Source organism: Sphingopyxis sp. MC1 (genome assembly GCF_000371385.1).
GTDB lineage: Bacteria > Pseudomonadota > Alphaproteobacteria > Sphingomonadales > Sphingomonadaceae > Sphingopyxis > Sphingopyxis terrae.
This window is the reverse complement of sequence record NZ_AOUN01000008.1, coordinates 230303-249556: the sequence shown is the minus strand read 5'-3', so window position 1 is coordinate 249556 and position 19254 is coordinate 230303. Positions and strand designations below refer to the sequence as shown.

Below are 19254 nucleotides of genomic sequence, written 5' to 3'. Positions count from 1 at the left end.
CGCGCCAATGCGCGGCTTTTTCCCGCTGATCGCACGTTCGGGGCGCGATCTGCGCCGCTTCATTCATAGCCTTTGCGTGTGGCGCCGCACCGGCTTGTTCGGCCGAAAAGCACGGCCTTATGACATATGGTCGCAAACATAGGGAGCGACCGAGACGAGCACGGACACGGATCGTGGCGCTCGTCTGGCGCTAAGCTGCCGATTGCTCGACCCGAGCCGATCAACCGATCGGCTTTGCATGCGGCCGGCTCCCGCAAGCAAAAAAAGCCCCCTGCAGTCGATGCAGGGGGCGATGGCGATGACGCCGGTTGGGAAGGGTTGCCCGGTAGAGCGACTGGGCAAGCTTCAATTATATGCGGGCGCGAAGGCTCACCCCGAAGTAGCGGTCGGCATCGCGCGGGATCTGCAGGCGCTGACCATTGGAAACGTTGAGCAGCACATAGCTTTCATCGCTAATATTGCGCGCGTGCAACGTCAGGCGATAGCGATCTTCGGCGTCAGAAATGCCGATCGACGCGTTCCACTGGCCATAGGGGTCGATGACACCCTGCTCGCCAAGGTCAGAGAATTGCTTCGATACATGGCGATAGTCGGTCCCGAGATAGAGCTTCATGCCGCCGAGGGGCACCTCATAATCGGCTCCCAGCGTATAAGTAAATTTGGGGGCCAGCGGGAGGCGTGTGCCGTCGCGCGCATCGGGCGCGTTGGTGAGCGGATTCGGATTGAACTTCTTCACCTTTGCATCGGCATAGGCCGCGCTGCCGCGCAGCGTCAGCCCCTCGATCGGCACCGCCGTCAGATCGGCTTCGAACCCTTGGCTCTTGACCGTCCCGGCGTTGGTCAGGTTGGTGACGACGGCGCCGTTCAGCAAAACGAAGTTATTCGCCTGGAAGCCGTCATATTCGACGCTGAAGCCCGCGAGGTTCAGCTGCACCTTGTTGTCCAGGAAACGCGATTTCAGACCGATTTCGAACGCATTCGACGTTTCTTCGTCGATCGGGACCGCGTTCGTTGGTGCCGTATGGTTGAAAAAGACGTTGAAGGCTGGTCCCTTATAGCCCCGCGTGTAGCTGCCATAGAGCATGATGTCGTCCGACGGGGTGAATTGCAGTACCGCCTTGCCCGACAGATTACCGTTGCTGCTCGACCCGCTCGATGTATTCAGGCCCGTGCCCCCCGATGCGACGGTGCCGCCAGCCGGGCTCCCCGAGATGCCCGGTCCGGTTGCGGGCAGACCGGTCGTCGCATTGACGCCGGGCGCACGGATGTGGGTGAAGCTGAGTTCGTCCCAGGTGTAGCGAAGCCCGCCGGTCAGCGCGACAAGATTGCTGAAACGGTAGGTTGCCTGTCCGAATAGCGCGAAGTTGGTCGAATTGACGTCGCTGTTCGAGGTTGCCGTCGGAAACAGGGTGTTGACCGTGTCATTGATGTTGCACGGCTGCGCGCCCGTGACAGGATCGACCGGGAGCGTGGAAGTCGTACAACTGATGTCGCGGCGCGTGAAATCCTGCTTGTTGTCGGAATGCCAGGCAAAGGCGCCGACCTGGTAGAAGAAGGGCATCGACTGATCGGAGGCGATACGCGCCTCAACCGAGAATTGCTGCGTCTTGACGAGGCCATTGTCGTGCAGTTCTGCGGTCCCGACGATTGCGCGCGGCAGGAAGTCACCTTCGCGGATTTCCTCATTTTCCCAGTTGCGATAGCCCGCGACGACGCTGAGCGTATGCGTGTCGCTAAGGTCGAAATCGCCGCTGGCGGTGAGGCTCCACTGCTTGTCGCGCGTGCGGGTGACCAGATTGTGATTGATGAAGCGTTGGTTTTCTCCGAGCGCGACACCGCCCGGAAGGCCGAGCTCGGCGTCGAGCACCGCGCCGCGGCTCGCGCCAGTCACATCGGCGCAGCAATCGTCGTTGGCCTTGAAATAATCCGCGATGAACCGCAGGCGCGCAACGTCGCCGCGATAGTCGACGATCCCTCGCGTGCCCCAATGTTCATAACCATTGACCTTGTTATTGCGCCCGCCGAAGATGTTCGTGATGTTACCGTCATAGCTACCGTAAAAGCCGGTGACACGGCCGCTCCAGTCGCCGCCGATCGGGCCGGACACCGAACCGCGGAGGCGATATTCGTCGCCTTCGAACCATTCGGCCTTCGCTTCGGCTTCGAGCTGATCAGTGCCGCCCTTCGACACGATGTTAACGAGGCCCGCCGATGCGTTCTTTCCGAACAACGTCCCCTGAGGGCCCCGCAGCACCTCGAGCCGCTCGGCATCGACCAGGTCCATGAACGCCTGGCCCGAACGGCTGAGGACGATTCCATCGACGACCGTCGATACGCTGGGCTCGGCGGCGACCGAGAAGGTGATTGTGCCGACACCGCGCATCACGATCGCGCTGTTCGCGCTCGTTGTGCCTTTGCGAAACGTCACCGACGGAACGATCCGCGCAATTCCTTCGAGGCTGGTGGTGCCAGTGGCTTCGAGGCGGTCACCCGAAACGGCGGTGATCGCGATCGGGACTTTTTGAACATTCTCCTCGACCTTTTGGGCCGTGACGATGATTTCCTCGACCTCTTGCGCCCGTGCAGCGGTGGCGGACATGATCGCGATGACGCTGGCCGTTCCGACCGTCGCGCGCAAGATTCTGAAGCTGTACGCACTCATGGCATTCTCCTCCCGTGATCGATTCTGGGCGCATTTCTGCGGTCGGTTGCCCGGACGCGCGTAATGAGCCTCTTGTTTCATCGCTCCAGATGCGCTCGTCACGCCGGTATGTCAAGCGGTGTCATATAAGACTTGCGGCGCGCTGGAAATTGTGGTTCAAAAATCCCACGGCGAGAGGGATTGAAGCGTGAAATTGCGATTTTCCGAGCATGGAGACGGATTCGAGCTTCATTTTGGCGCGCATCTGCTATTGCGGCACACGCGCGACTGTCCTGCGGTGGTCATCGCGCGCGGCGCGCCGTCGATCACCATGTATCGCGGCAATTTCCAGATCGATGATCAGCCCGGCGACCATCTTGCTCCTGCGGAATGGCGCGCCGAGGGGGCGGATTTGTTGCTGATCCATGCGGGCGAGCCGGCGGTCCGGCTCCGCTGCGGGGCTGGATGGTTGCGGGTAGAAGCGCTTCTCGCCGGTTATGATCGGATCACGACCCGTTTCCATGCCGAAGCCGGGGAGGCGGTGTGGGGCGGCGGCGAGCAGATGAGCTATCTGATGCTCGCAGGCCGCCGCTTTCCAATATGGACGAGCGAGCCGGGGGTCGGGCGCGACAAGACGACCGAGCTTACGCGCATCATGGACGCCGAAGGCATGGCCGGCGGCGACTATTGGACCAGCAATTATCCCCAACCGACATTTCTGACGTCGCGGTGGCTCGCCGTTCATCTGGACAATTTCGGATATTGCGTGCTCGATTTCACCGATGAGCAGGCGCACCGCATCGAAAGCTGGGGATCCGAGGCGCATTTTGAACTTTTTACCGCCGACGGTCCGGCGGCGCTGGTCGCCGCGTTATCGACGCGGTTCGGACGTCAGCCGCCGCTGCCCGACTGGGCTATTCGCGGCGCGATCCTCGGCTTGAAATCGGGGGCATCGAGCTTCGACCGGATGGAGCGCTTTATCGACGCGGGCGCGGTCATAACGGCGCTCTGGTGCGAGGATTGGGCGGGCGTTCGCGAGACGAGCTTTGGTCGCCGTCTTTTCTGGGACTGGACGGCCGGAGTGCGCAGCGAGCAGCGCTATCCGGACCTCCGTGCCCGTATTGGCGCGCTCGCCGAACGCGGCATCCGTTTTCTTGCCTATGCGAACCCGTATCTTGCAGTTGACGGGACGCTGTACGAACAGGCGAAGGCCGATGGTCATTTTTGCATGCGTCAAGATGGCGAGGAGGTTTATCTCGTCGATTTTGGTGAGTTTGATTGCGCTATTCTCGATTTCACCCGCGCCGAAACGCGCGACTGGTTTGCCGAGCATATTCTGGGTCGCGAAATGCTCGATATCGGCATCGCCGGATGGATGGCAGATTTCGGCGAATATCTGCCGACTGATGTGCGGCTCGCCGACGGGTCGGACCCGATGGAGGCGCATAACCGCTGGCCGCTGCTCTGGGCTGCAGTGAACGCACAAGCGGTGGCGTCGCGGGATAAGACCGGCGAGGCGCTCTTTTTCATGCGTGCAGGATTTTCGGGAGTTCAGGCGCATTGTCCGCTACTCTGGGCTGGCGATCAGAGCGTCGACTTTACCCGCCACGACGGCATCGGCACGGTGATTACTGGCGCTCCGTCCGCAGGGCTCGTCGGCAATGCCTACAGCCATTCGGATTGTGGCGGCTATACCTCGCTCCATGGCAATGTCCGGAGCACGGAGCTGATGCAGCGTTGGTGTGAACTTGGCGCTTTTGCGCCCGTTATGCGCAGCCATGAAGGCAATCGCCCTGACGACAATCTTCAATTTGATTCGACGCCGGAACTGCTCGCCTGTTTTGCACGCTGGAGCCGCGTTCACGCGCATCTTGCGCCTTATGTGCGGCATTTGTGCGACGAGGCCGAAAAACATGGCCTCCCCGCCCAGCGTCCGCTCTTCCTTCATTACCCAGACGACCCCGCGCTCTTTACGGTGCAGGATCAATTTCTTTACGGTGCCGATCTCTTGGTGGCGCCGGTCGTCGAGGAGGGAGTCGAGGAGCGTCGCGCCATCCTTCCGGGGGAAGGACCGTGGCGCCATTGCTGGACGGGTGAGGATTTTGCGCCCGGTATCCATCGAATCTCTGCACCTATCGGCATGCCACCGGTATTCTACCGGCCCGGCAGCACCTTCGCGCCGCTGTTCGGTCGGCTAACGGAGGTGTTGGGACAATGAGCGAGCGGGCGAATATCCGGGATGTGGCGGCCAAGGCGGGCGTTGCGGTCAAGACAGTGAGCCGCGTGCTCAACGGTCACCCCTATGTCAGCGAGGATACGCGTCGACGCGTCGAGAACGCGATGGCCGAACTCGATTTTCGGCCCAGCGTCGCAGCGCGAATCCTGTCGGGCGCCAAGTCGAACCAGATTGCGCTGATCTACGACAATCACAGCCCCTATTATATGTTCCAGATTCAGACCGGCTGCTGGCAGCTTTGCAAGGAGCGCGGCATCCGGCTGCTTGCGCAGCCGGTCGATGTCGCCGACCCGCGGGTTGGCGATCAGGTACGTGGCCTCGTCACCGAAACGCATGTCGACGGCATCATTCTGTCTTCGCCGGTCACCGACTGCGAACCGGTTCTCGCCGCGCTCGAGACACTCGATATTCCGTTCGTTCGCATTTCGCCGGGAACCAACCATTCGCTCACCAGCTCGGTGTTCATGGACGATGCGCAGGCCGCCGATGACATGACGACGCATCTTATCAACGTAGGGCATCGCCGGATCGGCTTCATCAAGGGGCATCCGAGCCACCGCGCCTCGGACGATCGGCTCTACGGCTATCGGCGGGCGCTCGACCGTGCGGGCATCCCGTTCGAACCCGGCCTTGTCTGCGACGGCGAGTTCGACTTTGACAGCGGGGTCGCCGCGGGGCGTTTCCTGCTCGGGCTCGATAACCCGCCGACCGCGATTTTTGCCGCGAACGACGATATGGCCGCCGGGGTTCTCGCGGTCGCGCACGATCGCGGTATCGACTTGCCATCCGAGCTTTCGGTCGCGGGCTTCGACGACACAACCTTGTCGCGCACCGTATGGCCGCCACTCACGACCATTCACCAGCCGATGGCCGAACTGGCGCGCACCGCGACGCGCATCCTGATCGAAGGTGGCGACATCAGCCATCACCGTCTTCCTCATACCCTCGTCGAGCGTGCTTCGGTCGTTCCACCAGCCAGGATCAACATATGAGCCTATTGCCCGCCCCGCCTGCCTCGCGTCCGCTTGGAGCCAGCGGCCTATCCGTCTTTCCTATTGCGTGGGGGATGTGGCGGCTTGCCGAGAATGGACGCACGGCGGCCGAAGCGGCCCGTCTGGTTCATGCAGCACTCGATGCGGGGATCAACCTGCTCGACACCGCCGATATCTATGGTTTCGATGGCGTCGACGGCTTCGGCGATGCGGAAGCGTTGCTCGGCGAGGTATTGGTGACCGAACCATCGCTGCGCGACCGCATGATATTGGCTACCAAGGGAGGCATCCGTCCGCCGCTACCCTACGACCAAAGCCCTGCCTATCTTGCCGAGGCGATCGACGCGTCGCTGCGGCGGCTGCGGACCGACCATGTCGATCTGTGGCAGATCCATCGCCCCGACATTCTGGCGCACCCGCAAGAAGTGGCGCGGGCGCTCGACGATGCAGTCGCTACCGGCAAGATCCGGACGCTCGGCGTATCCAATTTTACGCTCGCGCAGACCGACGCGCTGAACGGCTTCCTGGGTAACAAGATTGTTTCAACGCAGCCCGAAATCAGTCCGCTACGCATCGATTGTTTCGAAAACGGCGAGCTCGACCGCGCCATGACCTTGGGCCTGATCGCTCTGGCTTGGTCGCCGCTTGGCGGCGGACGGCTGCTAGCGCCGAACACCGATCGTGAAAAGGCGGTTGCGGCTGCGCTGGACAGCGTTGCCGAGGCGCAGAATGTTTCGCGCGAGCTTGCCGCATACAGCTGGTTGATGGCGCATCCCGCGGGGATCGTACCGATCGCAGGATCGCAGCGTGCCGAACGAATTGGCGAGACTGCAAAGGCGCTCGACGTGCGTTGGACGCGGGCCGAATGGTATGAAGTGTTGGTGGCAGCCCGCGGCGCGCCGCTGCCCTGAAGATGGAAGGGCGGGTCACGCGGGACCGGACAAGACCCTGCGACGCAAACGCGTGCGCAGGGCGGAAAGAGGAAAGATTATGATCCAGCAGCAATGCGAAATCGCCTGGTTTTCGGCGCTGTGCGACGATGATTATGAATTTCTGGGTGTTTCCGACCCCTATTTGCGGTCGAGCTGGGAGCATTGCCGCAACATTGTCCTGCGCGCTGAAGAGGGCGGGTTCGACAATATCCTGCTGCCTTCAGGATACCAACTTGGGTTGGATACGACCGTCTTTGCCGCAGCCGTCGCGACCCAAGTGCAGCGAATGAAACTGCTATGGGCGACGCGCATCGGTGAGGATTGGCCCCCGCAGCTTGCGCGGCGAATTGCAACGCTCGACCGCATTCTTGGTCCCGATGCGACCGGCACCCGCGGACGGCTTAATGTCAATGTAATCTCGTCGGACATGCCCGGCCAGCAGCTCGCCGGTGGACCGCGTTATGCGCGCGCGACCGAGGTGATGAAGATCGTGCGCACGCTACTAAATGGCGAGGCGCTTGATCACCATGGCGAATTCTATCAACTGAAGCTCGAACCGCCACGGATCACGACGCTTTCCGGCAAATGTCCGCCCTTCTATTTTGGTGGGCTGAGTCATGAGGCGCGCGAATGCGCGGCTGAGGGTTGCGACGTCTATCTGATGTGGCCGGATACGATGGACAAGGTGCGCGAAACGATCGCCGATATGCGCGAACGCGCAGCGCGATACGGGCGCACGTTGAAGTTCGGCTATCGCGTGCACGTTATCGTCCGCGAGACTGAGGAAGAGGCGCGTCGCTACGCAGATCGCCTGCTTTCCAAACTCGACGAGGTTACCGGGACCGCGATTCGCGAGAAGTCGCTCGACGCCAAAAATTACGGGGTCCAGCGGCAGGCCGAGCTGCGAAGTGCCGCGGACGGCGACGGTTTTGTCGAAGAAAATCTGTGGACTGGAATTGGTCGCGCGCGCTCGGGCTGCGGTGCCGCGATCGTCGGAACCCCCGACCAGGTGCTCGCTAAGCTCCGCGCCTATCAGGCCGAGGGGATCGAGGCGTTCATTCTGTCGGGTTATCCGCACGTGCAGGAAGCCGATCTGTTCGCGCGCCACGTGCTCCCGCACATCGCGCACGCACCGCTCACCTTCTAGGAACGACAGGCGCGCGAATGTCTGTCGACATGTTCGATATCGCCATCATCGGCGGCGGCGTGAACGGCTGCGGCATCGCGCGCGATGCGGCGGGACGCGGCGCGCGCGTCCTGCTGCTCGAAGCCAATGATCTGGCTAGCGGAACATCCTCCGCCTCGACCAAGCTGATCCACGGCGGGCTTCGCTATCTGGAGCATTATGAATTCGGTTTGGTCCGCGAATCGCTTTCGGAGCGCGAACGCCTCTGGGCGATTGCCCCGCATATCGTGCGCCCGATGCGCTTTGTGCTGCCGCATGTAGAAGGTCTGCGTCCGCGCTGGCTGCTTCGAACAGGGCTTTTTCTTTACGATCATATCGGTGGGCGAAAGCGGCTGCCAGCGACCGAAACGCTCCGCCTTGCTGGCCATGTAGCAGGTCTGCCGCTTCAGGACGGGCTAACGCAAGGCTTTGCCTATTCCGACTGCTGGGTCGATGATGCCCGGCTCGTCGTCCTCAACGCGCGCGACGCGGCCGACCGCGGCGCCGAGGTGCGGACCCGCTGCCGCGTCACAGGTTTCCGCCGCAACGGTGATCATTGGACGATCGAGACGACGAGTGGTCGCTTTTGCGCCCGCGCGATCGTCAACGCCGCGGGGCCAGCCGTGATGGGTGTCGCCGGGCTCGGTGGAGCGGCGGCTGAGCGGCGGGTGCGGCTCGTCCGCGGCTCGCACATCGTCGTGCGCAAACTTTTCGACCATGATTACAGCTATTTTTTCCAGCTCCCCGACGGCCGGATATTCTTCGCCATTCCTTATGAAGGTGATTTTACACTAATCGGCACCACCGATCGCGATCATGCGGTCGGCCTTGCCGATATACATCCCTCGGCCGAAGAGATTGTCTATCTGTGCGAAGGCGCCAACCGATTCTTTCGCCGCCCGATTACGCCAAACGATGTCGTTTGGAGCTATGCAGGGGTGCGGCCGCTTGTCGACGATGGATCCGGGCAGCCCGAAGCCGCCACGCGCGGTTATAAATTGGCGCTGTCAGACGAGCAAGAGGGACCCGCACTGCTCTCGGTCTATGGCGGCAAGATCACGACCTATCGCCGTCTTGCCGAAGAGGCTGTCGACCGTCTTTCGCCCCGGCTGCCATTTCTGGCGTCGGAGGGCTGGACGGGGGAGGTGCCACTGCCGGGGGGCGACTTTGCCCTCGATGGCTTCGATGCTGCGGTCGAGGCATTACGCGCCCGCTTCGCCTTCCTTGAGCAGCCATGGGCCGAACGTCTCATCCGTAGCTATGGTACGCGGGCGGCCAATATTTTCGACGGCGCTTCGCGCCTCGATCAATGCGGGCGGCACTATGGTTGCGGCCTCACCGACCGCGAAATCGCATATCTCGTCGAACAGGAATGGTGCCGGACAGCCGACGATCTCTTGTGGCGGCGCAGCAAGCTGGGATTGCATCTGGGCCCATCGGCGCAGGGCTTGATCGCGTCCGTTTTTGACGAAAGGGGATGCGCGTGAGTATCAACATTGTCGCCATTGGCGGCACCGTATCGCCGATCAGCGGCACGGAGCAGGCGCTCGGCGTTGCTGCCGCACGCGCAATGGCGCAGGGCGCGCACGTCGATCTGTTCGGCGGCAGCTACCTTGGCGCATTGCCCCATTATCGCGGTCCGCTGCACCGTCCCGACGACGGAGCGAAACTCGTCGAGGCGGTACGCAAGGCTGACGGGATTTTGATCGCGGCGCCCGGCTATCACGGGACGATTTCGGGACTTGTGAAAAATGCACTCGATTATCTCGAGGATTTGGCTGGCGACGTGCGACCCTATCTTGATGGACGGGCGGTTGGCCTGATCGCGACGGCCTATGGCGATCAGGCAACGATGAGCACGATGCAGACTCTGCGCAGCATCGTTCACGCGTTGCGCGGCTGGCCGACGCCGATGGGGGCGACCATCCGGACCTATCGCGGCCTCTTTTCGCCTGACGGCGAATGCCTCGAGGATCGCGCGCGGCTCCAGCTTGAGCTCGTCGCCGACCAGCTGGTGTCGGGCGCAAGCAGTTTTGCAGCCGCGCGAAGGGCCGCCTGATGTCGGGAATCGAGCAAGCGGTCGAAGCCCTTGCGCAGGGCCGCATGATCATCATTACCGGCGACCGCCTGCGCGGCGGGGATATCGATTTCGCGATTGCGGCGCGCTACGTGACCGCCGACGCCGTCAATTTCATGGCCAGCTACGGCCGCGGCCTCATCTGTCTGGCGATGCGCCCCGAACGGGCGGTCAAATTGGGCATCAGCCTAATCAATCCTGGAGCCGAACGACAGTCGGGGCGTCCCTTCGGTCGGTCGATCGAAGCGCGCGCCGGCGTGAGCACCGGCATCTCCGCCGCCGATCGCACACAGACCATCCGTGTTGCTATGGCATCCGAATCAACCGGGGACGATCTCGTTTCGCCTGGCCATGTCTTCCCGCTCATCGCCGCGCCGGGGGGCGTGCGAGAGCGGGCGGCAGCAGTCGAGGCGTCGATCGAACTTTGCAAGCTCGCCGGTGCTGGCGACATGGCGGTCATCTGTTCGATCATGCGGGACGATGGCGAGATGGCGCGGATTGAAGATCTGGACGCCCTGGTTACCCGGCACGCGATCCCCGTCGCCGACATTGGCGCTCTGCTGGACCGTCTTGGCTCATAGCGGTTCAGGGCGGGTATGGCGATGAAAGGTGCAGACGAGGTGGGCGAGCGGCTTTTTCTCGTACTCGACGCGGGTACGACATCGACCCGCGCAATGCTCTACGACGATGGCGGGGGCTGCCGCGCCATGTCGCGCGCCGAGCTCACTCAATATTATCCCGCCCCCGGATGGGTCGAGCATGACGCAGCGGAAATTCGCGATCGCAGCATCGGCTGCGCCCGCGCAATGGTGCAGCACGCGGGCGGGGCCGATCGCATAGCGGCCATCGGGATTACGAACCAGCGCGAGACGATCGTTGCTTGGGACCGGTCCAGCGGCGAGCCTGTCGGCCGCGCAATCGTCTGGCAGGATCGCCGGACCGCGTCGCGCTGCGAGGAACTTCGCGCGGCGGGCCACCAGCCTTTGGTAACGGCGCGGAGTGGCCTCGTGCTCGATCCCTATTTTTCCGCCACAAAGATCGGCTGGCTGCTCGCGAACAATCCTGAAGCGCGCGCGCTCGGTCCGCGGCTCGCGGTGGGGACCGTCGAAAGCTGGCTGGTATGGACGCTGACGGGTGGCCTTCACATCAGCGATGCGAGCAACGCATCGCGCACCATGCTGATGAATCTGGAAAGCGGCCAATGGGATGACGACTTGCTGACGCTTTTCGATATTCCGCACGCTATGCTTCCGGAAATCGTCGATTCGGCGGGAGAGATTGGCAAGACCCGTGCTGCTATATTTGGTCGGCCGATCCCGATCTGCGGGCTCGTCGGCGACCAGCAAGGTGCGATGCTCGGTCAGGCATGCCTCGCCGAGGGTGCGGCAAAAGCGACGCTTGGTACGGGTGCATTTGTGCTCTGCCATACCGGCGACCGGCCGGTACGAAGCGCCAACCGCCTGCTTGGCACCGTACTGGCGCAGGTCGGTGGTCGACGTAGTTACGCGCTCGAGGGTTCGATCTTCGTCGCGGGCAGCCTTGTCCAATGGCTCCGGGACAAGCTCGGGATTATACGTGACGCTTCCGAGACCGAAGCGCTGGCGCGATCGGTAGCGAACAGCGGCGGTGTGACCATAGTTCCCGCGCTGTCCGGGCTTGGCGCCCCCTATTGGCGTCCCGAGGCGCGCGGCATCATCGCGGGGCTGACTCATGCGACGGGACGCGCTGAGATTGCGCGCGCTGCACTAGAATCGATTGCTCACCAACTGCACGACCTCAAATCGGCGTTTGCGGGCGATGGATGCCATTGGAACAGGCTGCGGATCGACGGCGGCATGAGTGCCAATGATTGGGTGGCGCAGGATATTGCGGACATCCTCGACCTTCGCGTCGAACGCCCTCACGACGTGGAGACGACCGCCCGCGGTGCCGCGATGCTGGCCGCTATCGGTATCGGACGCTTTGCGTCATTGACTGAGGCCGCCGAGATGTGCGGCGATGTGGACCGTTTCGACCGGGCGATGAGCAGCGAAGGGCGCTGTGTGCGGCTCGGTGAGTGGCACGGTCTTGTCGCGTAGCCTAAGATCAGGACGATAACCAGAAGACTAGTTTAGGACATTCTTGTAGACTGCAACCCCGGCCGGAATAATCTTGCGATCGCCCAGCACGACACATTCCGGGATGCTTGGCGGAACGTCGCAAGATTCATTCCCGTAATTAAACGCAAAAATATGGTCGCCCGCCTGCCGAAGTCGCAGACCTTCTGGCAAGTTGTGCGTGCTTAGATTGGTGTCAAGGACGGCGAGACCGAGGAGCGCGCGAACGATGTCCGGCGTCGGCCAGGCACCAAGATAGCGGATGCTACCTGCTCTCCAGCTGGCGGTAGTCCCGTCCGCAGCCACCAGCTCAGGCTCAGCGTCGGTTTCTAGATGTTCCAACCACTGTTCAATCCGCCACCCATCACCTTCATGGGCTAATCCGGGCCGCAGACTCTCGATCCGCGAGACTTTGCCGGGAAACAACGCGCCGGGCGGAAGCCCGTCGGGAATTGCAAAATCAGTACCCCGACTGCCCGAACGGGGTCCGACCACGACTTGCCCACAGAACTTCTCCAGATTCCGCAGCAGCACGTCGGACACGATCGGCAGGCAGGGAATAACGCAAAGCTCGTAGCCGTCGAGCGATGCGGAGGGATGGACGATATCGACGTTCAGTCCCATTTGGCGAAGCCCCGAGTAAAAATCGAAAGCTGCCCAAAGCGCTGACAAACCGGCGCCTTGCGGTTGAATGCTCGTCACCCAGTCGGCCTCATAGGAAAATATCAGGGCAACCTGGCGGGGGCCCGAGCCCAGAGGCCCCAGATCGCCAATCTCGCGCGCGACCGTCTCGACTTCGCCCAGTACTGGAGCGGATTCATCGTCGGGTCGGAGCAGGCCGGCGTGCAATTGTTCCTGCCCAAACGGCGCCTGTCGCCAGCGAAAATAGCTAACCAGTTCAGCGCCATGGGCCATTGCTTCCAACGTCCAGAGTCGAACCATACCGGCCATGGGCGCCGGATTATGCCGCGCCCAGTTTACCGGCCCTGGCTGCTGCTCCAAGACCCACCACCGGCCATTCGCCGCACATCCGCGATACAGATCATGATGAAAAGCTGCGATGTCGGGATGGCCTTGGCGTGCGTAAGCAAGCTTCCCAGCATCCGAAAAGCGGAAAGACTCAAGAAATCCGAGCGGGTAACTGTCCCATCCGACCGCGTCGAGATCGGCCCCGCCGAATGGCGCGCCGGCGATATTCTTCGGCTGATAGATTAGGGCAGAGGAACCGTCAGCTTGCCACCTACCAAACCGCCGGGGAGATTTGCAACCAAAGGCGGGTTGGCGCGTAGCTCCCCCCGCTTATTGAATGGAGTTCGCATGCGAAAGATCGGGATCCTGGCTTCGGTCGCAATCGTCGTGACGCTCGCGGCATGCAGCGCAATTCCGCGGCCGGGGCCGGTAGGCAATCGCGCGGTTCCCGAGCCTGTAAAATCTGTCGACCTGCAGCGTTATATGGGGCGCTGGTATGAGCAATTCCGCTACGAAGCGTCGTTCCAGAAAGGCTTCGAGGTGGTTACCGCGGATTATTCGCTCAATGCCGATGGCACAGTAAAGGTCGTCAATCGCGGCCGTAAGGGCGGACTTGACGGAAAGCTCAAGCAGTCCACCGGAAGAGCGAAGATTGCGGATCGGGCGACCAACGCCAAGCTCAAAGTTTCCTTCTTCGGACCCTTTTATGGGGATTACTGGGTGCTCGATCATGGCGACGACTATGAATGGTCGATCGTGGGTGAGCCCTCGGGGCGCTATCTGTGGGCGCTCACTCGCGCCGAAAAGCCCTCATCTGAGCTTTTGCGCGGGCTCGAGGAGCGGGTGAAGCAACTCGGCTACGACTGGACGCTTGTTCGCATGACACGGCATTGATCGCGAAAGCGTATGCGCCGCGAATGCGGACGCGCGGCGGAGGCGGTTTGCCGCGGGCCGGTATGTCGATGGCGGCGGCTCAGGGGTTGCAGATGGAGCAATGCCCCGGTTCGGCCCTCCGGTCAGGATCGAGGCATCGTTCCGCCACATGGCCGCAATTGCCGCATTGGCGAACCTCGATCCAGGCCTCGCACGTCGGATTTGCGCACCAGCGACAGGGCCGACCGTCCTTCGTCTGCGGCGTCCAGCCCGGATAATCGCAGCTGGGGCAGCGGGCGGCGAGGGCGCGTAGCAGGTCCTGCGCGGCAAGCGATATCGACGCCATCCGCTGCGGATTATGATGCGCGCGCATATCGGCTTCGAGCCATATCGAGCCTTCGTGCGCGATAGCGGCGCTGGCCTGCGACAGCAGACGTTTCCTGTCCGATACACCTTTCGCGATAATCGGGCCGTCTTTTCCCGCCATCAATATAATGGCGTGGCCGGGAAAGCCGATCGCTTGGGCAAAGGCTTCGACCTCGTCGATCGATTGAGCCTGCATCTGGCGGAAATTGGTGTCGAGGCTGAGATAGCGGCCCACGATCATCGCGCCCGACCGCCTCTCGATGAGGCCGACCAGTTCGAAGCCTGCCGGGATGAAGGGGAAGGCCGGATGCGGTCCGAATGCGCCCTCGCTCGCGACCGCATAATCGGCTTCCGGCGCGGCGGCGAGCCCGGCGCGGGCTTTTGCAGCCAGGGCCTCTTGCTGGCTCCCCGCCCGGCGGATATCGCGCGTGAAGGTTCCGAAGCGATCGGTGTCGATCGGCGGACGCGGCAGAAACGCGAGGCCGAGCGGCGCCAGGGCGGGAATGATGACGCGCTCCTTGCCGTGCATCGTCGCAACGACGGCAGTCTTGCCCTGCGTGTCAAAAGGATGGATCACCGGCTGTTCCGATCGACGGAGCGAAATAGTCCGAGCGCATAACCTCGACATCGGACAGGAATGTTACGCCCGGGCGCCGTTCGAAGAGGCGCGACAGGCCGCTGGCGACATCGGCGATGATCGCCTCGTCGCCGACGCCCACGAAGATCACGAGGCCGCTTTCATCGTTGAAGATGGTCCTGCCCTGATGAAAGCCATGATGACCCATGCCGGCAACGTCGCGGATCATGGTCCAGCCGCTGACGCCGGCCGCGCGTAGCAAATCTTCGACCAATGTTCGATCTTCGGCCCGCATCACGATCTCGATCTTGCGGCGCCGGTGCAACGGAAGTGTGTCGTCCTTGATGGTCATGATCAAATCTCCTGCTTTAACAATCGATAGCGAGAAGGCTCCGGCCTTCGCTGCAGTCGGCGCCATCTTCGCGCCAACGCCGCGCGCGGGCAGTCTCGGGATCGATCACGATGAGTTGCACCCAGCCCTTGCCAAACAGTCGCCGGAGGATGTCGCTGGACTCGACCAGCGCGGCCACGCGATCGAATGGTGCGTGAACGACGGTCAGCAGACGCTGGGGGATATGGTGAGGAAGACCGTCGTCGCAAAAGAGCGACTGGCGAGGCAGGCCGATCTTGAGATCGCCGCCATTGCCTTGGACGACGCCGATGCCGCCGATGACATTCTGGGTGACCTTGTCGCCCGAACCGTAATTCTGATTGTCGATCGTCGAAAAGAGATATTGGCAGTTGATCCACTGCGCCACGACCATGGGCGCCGTCAATATGGTTGCCAGCGCACTACCATCCGTGTCGGTCCGCCAATCATAGCTATGGAGGAACGCGCGTCCTTGAAGGTCGATCATGCGGGTGAGGTCGCGCGGGCCAACAATGAAGGCGGCGTTTCCGGCCAGGCCCCACTCGGGCCTGACTTCGCCCCAATGCACGGCACCTGTCAGCAGGTCATCCGGCGCTCTGCCCAGCAATAGGGCGCGGCGGGCACGATTGGCCTCGGCGGCGCGGGCGAGACTGGCCGAAAGCGCCGCGAGGTCGGCAGCGTGGGTGGGGGGTATCCGATCAACATCGAAGATCACGACCTCATCCGTGGTCGTATTATGCTCGGCAGCCACGAAATAGGTTGATCCGGGCATCGCAATACCCTCCTTGGCCAGGCCCGAACGGACATCTTCATCGTTCAGCATCGCTGCAAGCAGTCGCGCGTTCGCGCCGCCGGCATGGCCGCCGCAGGCGCCGCAATCGAGCGCGGCCGCATAGGGATTGTTGACCGCACTTGCGCCATGGCCTGTGAGCACCACAAGCCTTGCGGTATCGGGCTGCAACCCGGTCAGTCGGAACAAGGCCGAGGCATAGCCAATCTTGTCGGCGAGCGAGAAGCCGGCATGATCCTCACGGGCATCGCCCGTGGGGGCGAGAGCGCGCTGTCGGCGCGTCCGAAGCGCAGCGGCTGCGCGGCCCGTAGCGTGCGGCGCAAAGGTCCGTGCCAGCATCAAGGCAGCGGCAAGCGGTCCGGTCGCCTCTGCCGCGGCAAAGGCCGTCGCAGGCCCAGCTTTCGCAGCCGCGAACAGATCGGTAGTGCAGGCATCGCCACGCGCCCTGTCAGCGATTGCCTCAGCCTCGCTTTCCCGGCCGGGAACCGGACGCTCCGAAATGTCGTGACGGGGCGAGAGAAGCACCGGCAGCAGGCGGGCGCGATGGGCACCAGCGAAGGGATGCAGCGCGATGGGTAGACCGAAAAATCCGGCATAGCCGAAGGTTTCATAATTGCCTTCTGCTTCCAGAGCTCGCCGGAAGGGGTCCGAGCGCACGTCGATGCAGAAGACCAGCTGGGCATCGGGCCGTGCTCGCGGATTGCTGGTTCGAGCGGCCTTTTGCAGCGCCGGTATGAGGCCGTTTGCATAGCTCCGCTCGGCCGCCGTCATGAACAAGGCGCCAAGCCTGTCGTCATCGACTCGCGCCACGATATCGAGCCTTTGGGCATTGCGCGGGCCGAGCGCCTTGGCGGTCAAACCGAAGTGCGCCAACAGCGCGGCGCGCCTATCTTTGCCGGCGGACGGCGCGCCGAGCGGCGCAGACAATGCGTCGGCGCGCGCCAGCAAGATCCAGAGCGCGACGAGATCTGCCATCGTTGCCGGGGCATCCGCCACGCGGTCAGGGTCGGCATGTTCGCTGCGCCAGCGGATATGGCCTGCCCATCCGGGGAGACGTGCAACCAGGCCGGACAGATAAGCGAGCGGGTCAACCTCCGCTTCCAGGCTCGCCAAGCCTTCGGAAATTGCCTCGAGCGGGTCGCGCGGAACGCTTAGCAGCAACGCAGCGCCCCGAGCGCCGGTGAGCGTCCGGTAATCCGGGTCATAGGCTGCCATAGCCAGCACGGCGCGATAAAGTCCGAGGTCGCGGTTCGGTAATGGCATCGCCGTCATGCCATGGTCGAAAAAGGCGCCGCACCATTTTGCGATAAATGCAGCATCGGAGCCGAGTCCTGCTCTCCGCTCGGGCCGATCGCCGCGTCCGATCACCAGCAGGCGCGCCATCAGCGCGTCGAGCATCGTTACGCCCGGCGCTATGGGAGCCGCGGCGCGATAGATGCCGCCCAGATGTCCGATGGCCGCATCGCGCAAGGCGGCTTCGTCGATGCGGCCATTATCGAGGAGCCGCCGCCACAGCGCGAGCGGCAGGGTGCGGTGCGCGCCGAAAAGCTTTGACGCCTCCTCTACGGCCTGCGCGAAGGGCAGCTCCTCGAAACCCGCCAGCGGGTTGACGGCAATCGCGCTTTCGAGCGGCCATAGCGGCGCGACCATACGCCCGGCGAGCGCAACGAGCCCGGCGACTTGGGTCCGGGCGAGCCGGTCATCGGTGCGTTCGATGGGAGCAATCATGGTCATGCGAGGTCTCCGATACGGGTGGCGCGAAGGGCGCCGGCGTTGAGAAGGCGGACGTAGAGCGCCGGCGGGAGCGCTGCGCCGCGCGCCATCCGCGCGGCTTGTAAGAGCCATGCGACAAGGAAGAGGGCGGCGAGCGCAATCAGCAAGGGTGATGGAAGCAAGGGTTCGGCGTGCGCTTCATAAAGGCTGGCGATCAGCAAAAGACCCGCGGCGTTCGCCGCGATCAGGGCCGTGACCAGACCGACCAGCCGGGCGCGCGCGCGGCGCGGGGCGGGAGCGCCATATCCCGCAATCAGCGTAGCGGCGGCTGCGGCGACGGCGAGGGTCAGCGCCACCAGCTCTCCGCCCACTTCGGCGGTAAAGGCGAGATAGACGCCTGCAAGCAGCGCGACGAGGGCAGCCATGCGGACGGCGGCGCGCGAAATCGGAACCCCCTCGCGTTGGCGCATTCCGATGAGCGAACCCGACCCGAGAAAGAGCCAGGCTTTGAACAATCCGTGGGCTACGATGTGCCAGAGCGCGGCGGCATAGGCGCCAAGGCCGCAGCTCATGATCATGAACCCCATTTGCGATACGGTCGATCCGGCCAGCGCTCGCTTGGCGTCGGGGCGGACGGCCATGATGCCGAGGCCCCAGAGGGCTGCGAAAAGACCCAGACAGACCGCGGCATAGCGCGCCGCAGGCGCCGCCTCGAGCACCGGCGCAAGCCGCAGCAGCAAAAAGCCGCCGGCATTGACAAGCCCCGCGTGCATTAGCGCCGACACCGGCGTTGGTGCGGTCATCGACGAAAGCAGCCAGGCCGAGAAAGGCGGCAGAGCGCATCGCGCGGCCGCTGCGATCACGAGAAGCGTCGCCGCGAGGTGGCCGGAGAGAGGCGATAGGCTGCCGCTTCGCGAAAGCGCAGCGCCTATATCGGTTGTTCCGCCATGTCCCCCGACAATCGCGAGCGCGGCGAGAAGCGCGAGATCGCCGATCAGGAAAGTCCGCCGCGCGCGCGTGGCGGCTTCGCGAGCCTCGGGAAGCGCATTGGCGTGCCCGATGAGGCTGGCTAGCAAAATGCCGCTCACCACCCAGGCGGCGGCGAAAGCCAGCAAATCGTTCGTCAGGACGAAAAGCAGCACCGATCCGATCAGCAGGGCAATCCGCGCGAAATAGGACGTGCGCAGCGGATCGCTTCGCATGAATCTGCGTGAGAAGGCCGCGACGATCGCGCCCACGAAGAGGATCATCCCGGCAATGACGAGTTGAAGAACGGAGAGCGGCCTTGGTCCTTCGCCGGCCAGAAAAGCGAGACCGGCAATTCCGACAGGTGCGATCCAGATGGACGGGTGCATGCTCGTCAGCGTCGAAGCGGCGGCGTTTCGTGCGATGGCAGCGGTCATGCGAATTCCTTTCGCGTCGCCGATGCGCCATCGTTCAAAATTGACAAAACGAGT

At 63.1% G+C, this 19254-nt stretch carries 15 protein-coding genes; 9 read left to right on the top strand and 6 right to left on the bottom strand.

The window, feature by feature from the left end:
* Positions 1 to 349 precede the first annotated feature (349 nt).
* Positions 350 to 2662, bottom strand: a complete 2313-nt coding sequence (locus EBMC1_RS12215; protein ID WP_003047050.1) for a TonB-dependent receptor — start codon at positions 2660 to 2662, stop codon at positions 350 to 352.
* 187 nt (positions 2663 to 2849) lie between these two features.
* On the opposite strand from EBMC1_RS12215, the gene EBMC1_RS12210 reads away from it, so the two are divergent.
* From EBMC1_RS12210 to EBMC1_RS12175, 8 genes are all read left to right on the top strand, one after another.
* Positions 2850 to 4859, top strand: coding sequence for an alpha-glucosidase (locus EBMC1_RS12210; RefSeq protein WP_003047044.1), 2010 nt, complete (start codon positions 2850 to 2852; stop codon positions 4857 to 4859).
* Positions 4856 to 5869: a LacI family DNA-binding transcriptional regulator gene (locus EBMC1_RS12205; RefSeq protein WP_003047041.1), complete on the top strand. Its 1014-nt coding sequence runs from the start codon at positions 4856 to 4858 to the stop codon at positions 5867 to 5869. Before EBMC1_RS12210 ends, EBMC1_RS12205 begins: the two co-directional genes overlap by 4 nt.
* Complete coding sequence (locus EBMC1_RS12200) at positions 5866 to 6780, top strand: aldo/keto reductase (RefSeq protein ID WP_040590226.1); 915 nt, start codon at positions 5866 to 5868, stop codon at positions 6778 to 6780. Before EBMC1_RS12205 ends, EBMC1_RS12200 begins: the two co-directional genes overlap by 4 nt.
* Positions 6781 to 6859: 79 nt before the next feature.
* Positions 6860 to 7948: an LLM class flavin-dependent oxidoreductase gene (locus tag EBMC1_RS12195; RefSeq protein ID WP_003047034.1), complete on the top strand. Its 1089-nt coding sequence runs from the start codon at positions 6860 to 6862 to the stop codon at positions 7946 to 7948.
* A 17-nt stretch (positions 7949 to 7965) separates the two neighbouring features.
* Positions 7966 to 9453, top strand: a complete 1488-nt coding sequence (locus EBMC1_RS12190) for a glycerol-3-phosphate dehydrogenase (RefSeq protein ID WP_003047028.1) — start codon at positions 7966 to 7968, stop codon at positions 9451 to 9453.
* Positions 9444 to 10025 carry an NADPH-dependent FMN reductase gene (locus tag EBMC1_RS12185; RefSeq protein WP_003047024.1) on the top strand — a complete coding sequence of 194 codons (582 nt, stop codon included), beginning with the start codon at positions 9444 to 9446 and terminating at the stop codon, positions 10023 to 10025. The genes EBMC1_RS12190 and EBMC1_RS12185 overlap by 10 nt, the downstream gene beginning before the upstream one ends.
* A complete protein-coding gene (locus tag EBMC1_RS12180) occupies positions 10025 to 10624 on the top strand; it encodes a 3,4-dihydroxy-2-butanone-4-phosphate synthase (protein WP_003047022.1) in 600 nt (199 codons plus the stop codon). Before EBMC1_RS12185 ends, EBMC1_RS12180 begins: the two co-directional genes overlap by 1 nt.
* Positions 10625 to 10639: 15 nt before the next feature.
* Positions 10640 to 12121 carry a glycerol kinase gene (locus EBMC1_RS12175; RefSeq protein WP_003047019.1) on the top strand — a complete coding sequence of 494 codons (1482 nt, stop codon included), beginning with the start codon at positions 10640 to 10642 and terminating at the stop codon, positions 12119 to 12121.
* 27 nt (positions 12122 to 12148) lie between these two features.
* Here EBMC1_RS12175 and EBMC1_RS12170 read toward each other — a convergent pair whose 3' ends face one another.
* Positions 12149 to 13333: a beta-galactosidase gene (locus tag EBMC1_RS12170; RefSeq protein ID WP_231292922.1), complete on the bottom strand. Its 1185-nt coding sequence runs from the start codon at positions 13331 to 13333 to the stop codon at positions 12149 to 12151.
* An 84-nt stretch (positions 13334 to 13417) separates the two neighbouring features.
* On the opposite strand from EBMC1_RS12170, the gene EBMC1_RS12165 reads away from it, so the two are divergent.
* Positions 13418 to 14002 carry a lipocalin family protein gene (locus EBMC1_RS12165; protein ID WP_231292917.1) on the top strand — a complete coding sequence of 195 codons (585 nt, stop codon included), beginning with the start codon at positions 13418 to 13420 and terminating at the stop codon, positions 14000 to 14002.
* Positions 14003 to 14081: 79 nt separating this feature from the next.
* On the opposite strand, the gene EBMC1_RS12160 is transcribed toward EBMC1_RS12165, so the two are convergent.
* From EBMC1_RS12160 to EBMC1_RS17905, 4 genes are all read right to left on the bottom strand, one after another.
* Entirely contained in the window at positions 14082 to 14924 is an 843-nt protein-coding gene (locus EBMC1_RS12160) for a DUF6671 family protein (protein ID WP_003047009.1), read from the bottom strand.
* Entirely contained in the window at positions 14908 to 15342 is a 435-nt protein-coding gene (locus tag EBMC1_RS12155; protein ID WP_156001192.1) for a P-II family nitrogen regulator, read from the bottom strand. Before EBMC1_RS12155 ends, EBMC1_RS12160 begins: the two co-directional genes overlap by 17 nt.
* Positions 15293 to 17734 carry a DUF2309 domain-containing protein gene (locus EBMC1_RS12150; RefSeq protein ID WP_231292921.1) on the bottom strand — a complete coding sequence of 814 codons (2442 nt, stop codon included), beginning with the start codon at positions 17732 to 17734 and terminating at the stop codon, positions 15293 to 15295. Before EBMC1_RS12150 ends, EBMC1_RS12155 begins: the two co-directional genes overlap by 50 nt.
* Before the next feature lie 80 nt (positions 17735 to 17814).
* On the bottom strand, positions 17815 to 19200 hold the full coding sequence (locus tag EBMC1_RS17905) for a proton-conducting transporter transmembrane domain-containing protein (RefSeq protein WP_003047000.1): 1386 nt from the start codon (positions 19198 to 19200) through the stop codon (positions 17815 to 17817).
* Positions 19201 to 19254: the final 54 nt, after the last annotated feature.

Excerpts from the sequence above, each read along its gene's own strand:
- EBMC1_RS12215 (WP_003047050.1), bottom strand. The coding sequence starts at position 2,662 with ATGAGTGCGTACAGCTTCAGAATCTTGCGCGCGACGGTCGGAACGGCC.
- EBMC1_RS12205 (WP_003047041.1), top strand. The coding sequence starts at position 4,856 with ATGAGCGAGCGGGCGAATATCCGGGATGTGGCGGCCAAGGCGGGCGTT.
- EBMC1_RS12200 (WP_040590226.1), top strand. The coding sequence starts at position 5,866 with ATGAGCCTATTGCCCGCCCCGCCTGCCTCGCGTCCGCTTGGAGCCAGC.
- EBMC1_RS12195 (WP_003047034.1), top strand. The coding sequence starts at position 6,860 with ATGATCCAGCAGCAATGCGAAATCGCCTGGTTTTCGGCGCTGTGCGAC.
- EBMC1_RS12190 (WP_003047028.1), top strand. The coding sequence starts at position 7,966 with ATGTCTGTCGACATGTTCGATATCGCCATCATCGGCGGCGGCGTGAAC.
- EBMC1_RS12185 (WP_003047024.1), top strand. The coding sequence starts at position 9,444 with ATGCGCGTGAGTATCAACATTGTCGCCATTGGCGGCACCGTATCGCCG.
- EBMC1_RS12180 (WP_003047022.1), top strand. The coding sequence starts at position 10,025 with ATGTCGGGAATCGAGCAAGCGGTCGAAGCCCTTGCGCAGGGCCGCATG.
- EBMC1_RS12175 (WP_003047019.1), top strand. The coding sequence starts at position 10,640 with ATGGCGATGAAAGGTGCAGACGAGGTGGGCGAGCGGCTTTTTCTCGTA.
- EBMC1_RS12155 (WP_156001192.1), bottom strand. The coding sequence starts at position 15,342 with ATGGCGCCGACTGCAGCGAAGGCCGGAGCCTTCTCGCTATCGATTGTT.
- EBMC1_RS12150 (WP_231292921.1), bottom strand. The coding sequence starts at position 17,734 with ATGGTCGCGCCGCTATGGCCGCTCGAAAGCGCGATTGCCGTCAACCCG.
- EBMC1_RS17905 (WP_003047000.1), bottom strand. The coding sequence starts at position 19,200 with ATGACCGCTGCCATCGCACGAAACGCCGCCGCTTCGACGCTGACGAGC.